At 68.0% G+C, this 5,947-nt stretch carries 5 protein-coding genes; 4 read left to right on the top strand and 1 reads right to left on the bottom strand.

Features of this window, described 5'->3' with window-relative positions:
- The coding region (locus HMPREF2886_RS18995; RefSeq protein WP_256562461.1) for a contractile injection system protein, VgrG/Pvc8 family at nt 1-291 on the bottom strand (291 nt) is incomplete at its 3' end.
- A 265-nt stretch (nt 292-556) separates the two neighbouring features.
- Here HMPREF2886_RS18995 and HMPREF2886_RS18990 point away from each other — a divergent pair.
- From HMPREF2886_RS18990 to pfeE, 4 genes are all read left to right on the top strand, one after another.
- On the top strand, nt 557-1,273 hold the full coding sequence (locus tag HMPREF2886_RS18990) for a response regulator transcription factor (RefSeq protein ID WP_034029491.1): 717 nt from the start codon (nt 557-559) through the stop codon (nt 1,271-1,273).
- Entirely contained in the window at nt 1,273-2,613 is a 1,341-nt protein-coding gene (pfeS, locus tag HMPREF2886_RS18985) for a two-component system sensor histidine kinase PfeS (RefSeq protein WP_042169089.1), read from the top strand. Before HMPREF2886_RS18990 ends, pfeS begins: the two co-directional genes overlap by 1 nt.
- A 99-nt stretch (nt 2,614-2,712) precedes the next feature.
- On the top strand, nt 2,713-4,953 hold the full coding sequence (gene pfeA / locus HMPREF2886_RS18980) for a siderophore enterobactin receptor PfeA (RefSeq protein ID WP_070748070.1): 2,241 nt from the start codon (nt 2,713-2,715) through the stop codon (nt 4,951-4,953).
- A 19-nt stretch (nt 4,954-4,972) separates the two neighbouring features.
- Nucleotides 4,973-5,887 (top strand): ferric enterobactin esterase PfeE, encoded by a 915-nt coding sequence (gene pfeE, locus HMPREF2886_RS18975; protein ID WP_070748068.1) that lies wholly within the window; start codon nt 4,973-4,975, stop codon nt 5,885-5,887.
- Nucleotides 5,888-5,947 lie beyond the last annotated feature (60 nt).

The raw sequence follows: 5,947 nt of genomic DNA, 5'->3' as shown, positions 1-5,947 counted from the left end.
CCGCAGGGTGACCTGGTAGCTGGCGAACTGGCCGGCGCCGGCGCCCTGGCTACAGCGCGCGACGATGCCGTGGAAATACCGCCGGCTGCCGCCGGGGAGTTCCAGCGCGAGGCTCATCGGCTTGCCCAACAGGGCATCCAGAGGCAAGGCGGGATTGCTCGAGACCAGTTCGAGTTCGTGGCTGAACAGCCGGCCCAGCTCTTCGCGGCCCTCCAGCCGTTGCAGTTGCAGGACCTCGGGTCCCAGCGGGGAGTCCACGTGTACCAGGCGGGTGTGTTGGGAGAACAGCATGGGGAATCTTCCTTGATAGTCACCTGCGGCGGGCGGCCCGAACAACGCGCCAGCAGCGCGCCAGATGATCGTACAACCCAGTGCCGTCGCGAAAGGCTGGCCAATAGCCACGACACTCCTGCCCGCCTCCTGCGGGCCCGCCGACCCTAAGCCAGAACCAAAGCCGAAGCAACGACGGTTTTGTCGAAAAGTATTTCCGCTCCGCGCACGCTGCGGCGCATTGGCCCATTGCCCGATACCCGGCAAAAATGAGATATTCACGAACGTGAATCATTCTCATATTTCAACCCCATCTCCCCGCCTGCTGCTGGTCGAAGACGACCCGCGCCTGCGCGAGGATCTCGACGCGCATTTCCGCCGGCGCGGCTTCCGCGTAACCGTCTGCGGCGATGGTTCGCACGGACTGGAAGCCGCCGGGCGCGAAGCGTTCGACCTGGTGTTGCTGGACATCATGCTGCCCGGCCTCGACGGCCTGGCCCTGCTGGAGTCGCTGCGCCGCGAGCAGGCCACGCCGGTGATGCTGATGTCGGCCCTGGGCGCCGAACAGGATCGCATCAGCGGCTTCACCCGCGGCGCCGACGACTACCTGCCGAAGCCGTTCAGCCTGGCCGAGCTGGATGCCCGCACCGACGCCCTGCTGCGCCGCGTACGACTGGACCGCCTGCCGTCGGCGCAGCGGCGGGATACCCGGCTGGTGTTCGACGACCAGGCCCAGGATGTGCTCCACCAGGGCCTTCCGGCGGGGCTGACGCCATCCGAATACCGCCTCCTGGCGACGCTCCGCGAACACGCTGGCGAGGCGCTGAGCAAGCCGTTCCTCTACCGGAGCGTGCTGCACCGCAGCTACACGCGCCTCGACCGCGGTCTCGACGTGCACGTCTGCAACCTGCGGCGCAAACTCGCCGCGGTCGCCGTCCGTCACCTGCAGATCCAGGCGGTACGCGGCCAGGGCTACCTGCTGGTGGAGACGGAACACCCCTGATGCGCAAGCACCCGCTGTTATGGAAACTGGCGCTGCTGCAGGTCGGCTTCTGCCTGCTGCTGACCTGGCTGATCTACACCTGGGGCCTGTCGGTGGAGCGCAGCACCTACTTCCTTGCCCCGGCCGACCGCAGCTACCTGGCGGACTACGCGCGGCAGGCGGAGGATGCCTGGCGCAGCGAGGGCGCCGCGGGCGCCGAACGCTTCCGCAAGGAACTGTCGGCGAAGGAAGACACCTGGGTGGCACTGGTCGGGCCCCACCTGGAAAGCCTCGGCAGCACGCCGTTGAGCGCCGAGGAATCGAGCCACCTGACCTTCATGCGCAAGCTCGACTGGCCAATGAGCCGGCGCCTGCAGGACGAACTGCCGTACGTCAGCATCGAGTTCCCCGGACATCCCGAACAGGGCCGGCTGGTGATCCAGTTACCGGAGCGCCTGCTGCCCGGCGGGCTGACCCCCTGGACCCACCTGGTCACCCACGGCATAGTCCCGACCCTGCTGGCCGCCCTGCTCGGCCTGCTGCTCTATCGCCACCTGGTGGTGCCGCTGAACCGCTTGCGCGATCGCGCCGACGCCCTGCGCGCCGACGAACTGGAAAGCACTCCCCTCGCCGCACCGCTGGCGGCCCGCCGCGACGAACTGGGCGAGCTGGCCCAGGCCCTGGAGCACATGGCCGAGCGCCTGCGCCTGAGTCTCGCCCAGCAGCGCCTGCTGCTGCGCACCCTGTCCCACGAACTGCGCACGCCGCTGGCGCGCCTGCGCATCGCCCACGACAGCGAGCTACCGCCGGAACAGTTGCGCCAGCGCCTGGATCGCGAAATCGGCGACATGCAACGACTGCTGGAAGACACCCTCGACCTCGCCTGGATGGACACCGAGCGCCCGCAACTACCCACCGAGCCGGTGCTGGCGCTGTCGGTGTGGGAAGCACTGCGCGAGGACGCCTGTTTCGAAAGCGGCTGGGACCCGGCGCGGCTACCCTGCCGCTTGGGCGTCGACTGTCGTGTCGAGGTCCATCTGGACAGCCTGGCCCAGGCCATGGAGAACCTCCTGCGCAACGCCATCCGTCACTCGCCCGAGGACGGCACGGTCAGCCTCGACGGCGAGCGCGAGGGCGACTTCTGGCACCTGCGCCTGCAGGACCAGGGCCCTGGCGTGGCGGAAGACCAGTTGGAACGCATCTTCCTCCCCTACCAGCGCCTGGACGATAGCGCCGGCGAAGGTTTCGGCCTCGGCCTGGCGATCGCCCGGCGCGCCATCGAGCTACAGGGCGGCCGGCTCTGGGCCAGCAACGGCAAGCCCGGATTGTGCCTGCACCTGTGGCTGCCGGCGGCCGCCTGAGGGCGAAGTGTTTAGAAAGTTAATGCGCTTTACTCTCAAATAACAATAAATATCATTTGTGACCTCTTGCATTTCGCTGCATTGCCCCGGAGATCACCGATGTCCTCACGCGCCCTTCCCGCCGTTCCCTTCCTGCTGCTGTCCAGTTGCCTGCTCGCCAACGCCGTACACGCCGCCGGCCAGGGCGACGGCTCCGTCATCGAACTGGGCGAGCAGACCGTGGTCGCCACCGCCCAGGAGGAAACCAAGCAGGCGCCGGGGGTTTCCATCATCACCGCCGAGGACATCGCCAAGCGACCGCCGAGCAACGACCTGTCGCAGATCATCCGGACCATGCCGGGGGTCAACCTGACCGGCAACAGCTCCAGCGGCCAGCGTGGCAACAACCGGCAGATCGACATCCGCGGCATGGGGCCGGAGAACACCCTGATCCTGGTCGACGGCAAGCCGGTCAGCTCGCGCAACTCGGTGCGCTACGGCTGGCGCGGCGAGCGCGACAGCCGCGGCGACACCAACTGGGTGCCGGCCGACCAGGTCGAGCGCATCGAAGTGATCCGCGGCCCGGCGGCGGCGCGCTACGGCAACGGCGCGGCGGGCGGCGTGGTGAACATCATCACCAAGCAGGCCGGCGCGGAAACCCACGGCAATATCAGCGTCTACAGCAATTTCCCGCAGCACAAGGCCGAAGGCGCCAGCGAACGGATGAGCTTCGGTCTCAACGGGCCGCTCACGGAAAACCTCAGCTACCGCGTCTACGGCAACATCGCCAAGACCGACTCGGACGACTGGGACATCAACGCCGGCCACGAGTCCAACCGCACCGGCAAGCAGGCCGGCACCCTCCCCGCCGGTCGCGAAGGCGTGCGCAACAAGGACATCGACGGGCTGCTCAGCTGGCGCCTGACGCCCGAGCAGACCCTCGAGTTCGAGGCCGGCTTCAGCCGCCAGGGCAACATCTACACCGGCGACACGCAGAACACCAACAGCAACAACTACGTGAAGCAGATGCTCGGCCACGAGACCAACCGCATGTACCGCGAGACCTACTCGGTCACCCATCGCGGCGAATGGGACTTCGGCAGCTCGCTGGCCTACCTGCAGTACGAGAAGACCCGCAACAGCCGGATCAACGAAGGCCTGGCCGGCGGCACCGAAGGTATCTTCGACCCCAACAACGCCGGCTTCTACACCGCCACCCTGCGCGACCTGACCGCCCACGGCGAGGTCAACCTGCCGCTGCACCTGGGCTACGAGCAGACCCTGACCCTCGGCAGCGAGTGGACCGAGCAGAAGCTCGACGACCCCAGCTCCAACACCCAGAACACCGAGGAAGGCGGCTCGATCCCCGGTCTCGCCGGAAAGAACCGCAGCAGCAGTTCCTCGGCGCGGATCTTCTCGCTGTTCGCCGAGGACAACATCGAGCTGATGCCCGGCACCATGCTCACCCCAGGCCTGCGCTGGGACCATCACGACATCGTCGGCGACAACTGGAGCCCATCGCTGAACCTGTCCCACGCGCTCACCGAGCGGGTCACCCTGAAGGCCGGTATCGCCCGCGCCTACAAGGCCCCCAACCTGTACCAGCTGAACCCCGACTACCTGCTCTACAGCCGTGGCCAGGGTTGCTATGGGCAAAGCACCAGTTGCTACCTGCGCGGCAACGACGGCCTCAAGGCCGAGAGCAGCGTGAACAAGGAACTGGGCATCGAGTACAGCCACGACGGCCTGGTAGCGGGGCTGACCTACTTCCGCAACGACTACAAGAACAAGATCGAATCCGGCCTGTCGCCGGTCGACCACGCCAGCGGCGGCAAGGGCGACTACGCCAACGCGGCGATCTACCAGTGGGAGAACGTGCCCAAAGCGGTGGTCGAGGGCCTCGAAGGCACCCTGACCCTGCCCCTGGCCGACGGCCTGAAGTGGAGCAACAACTTCACCTACATGCTGCAATCGAAGAACAAGGAAACCGGCGACGTGCTCTCGGTGACGCCGCGCTATACCCTCAACTCGATGCTCGACTGGCAGGCCACCGACGACCTCTCGCTGCAAGCCACTGTCACCTGGTACGGCCAGCAGAAGCCGAAGAAATACGACTATCACGGCGACCGTGTCACCGGCAGCGCCAACGACCAGCTCTCGCCCTACGCCATCGCCGGCCTCGGCGGCACCTATCGGTTGAGCAAGAACCTGAGCCTCGGCGCCGGCGTCGACAACCTGTTCGACAAGCGCCTGTTCCGCGCCGGCAATGCCCAGGGCGTGGTCGGCATCGACGGGGCCGGCGCGGCGACCTACAACGAGCCCGGACGGACCTTCTACACCAGCCTGACCGCGTCGTTCTGAGCCATAACGAGAAAGCCTGATGAGAACCTCCCTGCTCGTCGCCGCCCTGGGCCTCGCCCTGGCGGCGGCCCTGCCCGGCGGCGCGCCGCTGGCGCAACCGGACCTCGAGGCGACCATGGACCGCAGCCTGCTGCAACGCCAGGACCTGCCCTACCGCTTCAGCGTCGTGGACCTGGACTCCGTCGATGGCCAGCGGCATTACCGGCTGTGGCTCGGCCGACCGCTGCAGGCACCGCCCGCCGCCGGCTACCCGGTGGTCTGGATGCTCGACGGCAACGCCGCCGTCGGCGCCCTCGACGAGTCCACCCTGAGACGCCTGGCCGACGGCGACGCACCGCTGCTGGTCGCCATCGGCTACCGCACGCCGCTGCGCATCGACCGCGCCGGGCGTACCTTCGACTACACCCCGGCGAGTCCCGGCCAGGCCGATCAGCGCGACCCGCTCAACGGCCTGCCCAGCGGCGGCGCCGACGCCTTCCTCGACCTGCTGCGCGACGGCATGCGTCCGGCCGTGGCGGCGCAGGCGCCCCTGGACACTGCGCGGCAAACCCTCTGGGGACACTCCTACGGCGGCTTGCTGGTGCTCCACGCACTGTTCACCCGTCCCGGCGAGTTTGCCCGCTACGCCGCGGCCAGCCCGTCGCTGTGGTGGCGCGAGGGGGCGATCCTCGGCGAACGAGCGGGGCTCGAACAGCGCCTGCGCGGAAAGCGCGCGGAACTCCTGCTCTGGCGCGGCAGCGCCGAACCGGCCAGCCCGCGCGGCTCGCTGAAAGCCGAGCCGGGCCAGGCGATGGCGCGGCTGGTAGATGACCTGCGCCGGGTTGCCGGACTCACGCTGGACTTCCAGCCGCTCGACGGCCTGGGTCATGGCGAAACGCTGGGGGCCTCGTTGCGCCTTCTGCTCGCCCGTCCGGCGATGGAACGCCAGCGCTGAAGGCGCACGCTCCCAAGAGAACCGAGGCAACGGCGGATAACCGCTTCGCGGTTATTCGCC

Origin of the sequence: Pseudomonas sp. HMSC066A08, from assembly GCF_001813025.1 — a bacterium.
Classification (GTDB): Bacteria; Pseudomonadota; Gammaproteobacteria; order Pseudomonadales; family Pseudomonadaceae; genus Pseudomonas; species Pseudomonas aeruginosa.
The sequence above is the reverse complement of the archived record's forward strand: the minus strand, read 5'-3'. Positions and strand labels throughout refer to the sequence as shown.